This is a genomic window from Antrihabitans spumae (assembly GCF_043944905.1).
Taxonomy (GTDB): Bacteria; Actinomycetota; Actinomycetes; order Mycobacteriales; family Mycobacteriaceae; genus Antrihabitans; species Antrihabitans spumae.
On the sequence record NZ_JBIMSN010000150.1, the window covers coordinates 1 to 2443 of the forward strand.

General features: G+C 57.8%; 1 protein-coding gene and 1 pseudogene. Both read left to right on the forward strand.

The window, feature by feature from the left end:
- Positions 1-115: 115 nt before the first annotated feature.
- A pseudogene (locus ACHIRB_RS28515) lies at positions 116-592 on the forward strand (DEAD/DEAH box helicase family protein); the annotation flags it as partial.
- A gap of 180 nt (positions 593-772) precedes the next feature.
- Positions 773-2173: a type I restriction enzyme subunit R domain-containing protein gene (locus ACHIRB_RS28520; protein ID WP_395126731.1), complete on the forward strand. Its 1401-nt coding sequence runs from the start codon at positions 773-775 to the stop codon at positions 2171-2173.
- Positions 2174-2443 lie beyond the last annotated feature (270 nt).

Below are 2443 nucleotides of genomic sequence, written 5' to 3' on the forward strand. Positions count from 1 at the left end.
TCGCTTCCCCCGAACTCTGTCCGGGATTGAGCGTGTCCAACACGAGGGGTCAAGGCCCCATCGACTTTCCGTCCTTCACGACTCGGCGAACAAGCCAATATTCGATTCGGTAATCGTGATCACCGACCGCAACGTCCTTGATTCGCAACTGCAAGAAGCGATTCGGCAGATCGATCGCACGCCCGGTGTTGTTGCCCACATCGACGGTCTCGGTGGTTCCAAGTCGGAACTGCTCGCTGAGGCACTGCGGGGCGGCACGAAGATCATCATCGTCACGATCCAGACCTTCCCCTACGCGCTTGAACAGATCCGGAGCCAGCAGACCCTTGCAGGCAAGAACTTCGCAGTCATCGCGGACGAAGCGCATTCTTCCCAGTCGGGCGAGGCGTCCAAGCGACTTAAATCAGCTCTGACACCGACTGAGCTGAACGAACTGGACGACGGCGGCACAGTTGATGCAGAAGACGTTTTGGCTGCTGAGATGACTGCACGTGCGGAGTCGAAGAACCTGTCGTTCTTCGCATTCACGGCGACTCCGAAGGCAAAGACACTCGAACTATTTGGCCGCAAGGGGACCGACGGGCTCCCGCGCCCGTTCCACCTGTACTCGATGCAGCAGGCGATCGAGGAGGGCTTCATCCTCGACGTCCTCCGGAACTACACGCCCTACAAGACAGCGTTCCGCTTGACTCATGACGGCCGTTCCTACGAGACCGACTCGACTGCGGCAGCTGGCACAGTTGCTGTCTCAGCTTCGGCTGACGGTGGCCTCGTGGACAAGAAGGCAGCGGTCAAGTCCGTGATGAACTGGGTGAAGCTGCACCCAACGAACATCTCGCAAAAGGTGCAGATCATTGTCGAGCACTTCCGGTCGAATGTCGGGCCGCGTCTCGATGGCAAGGCCAAAGCGATGGTGGTGACGTCGTCACGCAAGGCCGCCGTTCGGTACAAGCTGGCGTTCGACAAGTACGTCACCGAGCATGGCTATAGCGACGTTGCCGCCCTCGTTGCGTTCTCTGGTGAGGTCACGGACCTCGACTCGGCGATCGAGAAGGCGACTGAAACATCTATGAATCCGGGCTTGAAGGGCCGGGACTTGCGTGACGCTTTTGCAACCGATGAGTACCAGGTAATGTTGGTAGCCAACAAGTTTCAAACCGGATTTGATCAGCCGTTGCTCGTCGCGATGTATGTCGACAAGAAGCTTTCCGGTGTTGCGGCTGTGCAGACGCTGTCCCGCCTCAATCGCATTGCGCCCAGCAAAGATCAGACCTTCGTTCTGGACTTCGCTAATGCGGCGGAGGATATCGTCGAAGCGTTCGAGCCGTACTACGAAGCCACCACCTTGGCAGACGTCACTGACCCGAACATCGTGCACGAGACCATGGCCAAGCTCGACGTCACCGGCATCTATCTCGAATCCGAAGTCGAAGGCCTTGTCCGCGACTATCTAGCGAATAAGGGCAACAACGCCCTCACACGGTGGGTAACCCCGGCAAGAGACCGCTTTCGCGATCGCGAGCGGACTGCTGTCGAACACACAGACAAGATCGCTATGGATGAATTGGAGATGCTCCGAAAAGACGTCGGCACCTTCCTTCGGCAGTACGACTTCCTATCCCAGATCGTCGACTATCAAGATTTGTCGCTGGAGAAGCTGTCGATCTATCTCCGGCATCTGGCTCCGCAGATCACCAGGCAGCAGCTGAATCACGAAATAGATTTGTCAGCAGTGGATTTCGACTATATCGATCAGCACGCGCAGGCCACGACCTCTAGCAAACTTGAAGGCGGTGTTGCTCTTGAACCGGCGAAAGAGGCTGGAACAGGTGCGGTCCGTGACCCCGAACTCGTGGCTCTGGACGAGGTGATCGCAAAGATCAACGATCTCTTTTCCGGCGATCACCCCGATTCGAGCGTTCGCAGCGTCGTGACCCACATTCGGGACCGACTAGAGGAAAGCGAGACCCTCCAACAACAGGCCAGGCATAACACGCTGGCGCAATTCTCCGCTAGCCCGGACCTCAACAGCGAGTTCGTCGCAGCGGTCCTCGGCGCGATGGAGTCGTCAGACGAATTGTCGGCGCAGATTCTCAACAATCCCGACCTATCGCACAAGCTTCTTGGCCAGCTTTTGCCTGGCGTCTACCAACACCTCAACGCAACGCGGTGAGGATGCCGTAGACGAGTGTGTCTTGTGTCCTCGCACAGACGTCGTCGATTGCCTTCGCTTCGCCGCAGGGACGTATGTCGAGCTTCCGCGTTCGAGGTGCTCTGCGTCCTCACCGGTCGAAGAGTTTGCGTATCTTTCAACGGACTGCCCGGTCGAGCTCTTAGCTCCGCCCGGCCTGAGGCCACCTGTGATCTTTCGGAGGCGTGTTCTGGTGGCAGGTCCCCGATAGTCGGACCACATCGTCTTAGAGCCGTATTTTGATTGGTGTCA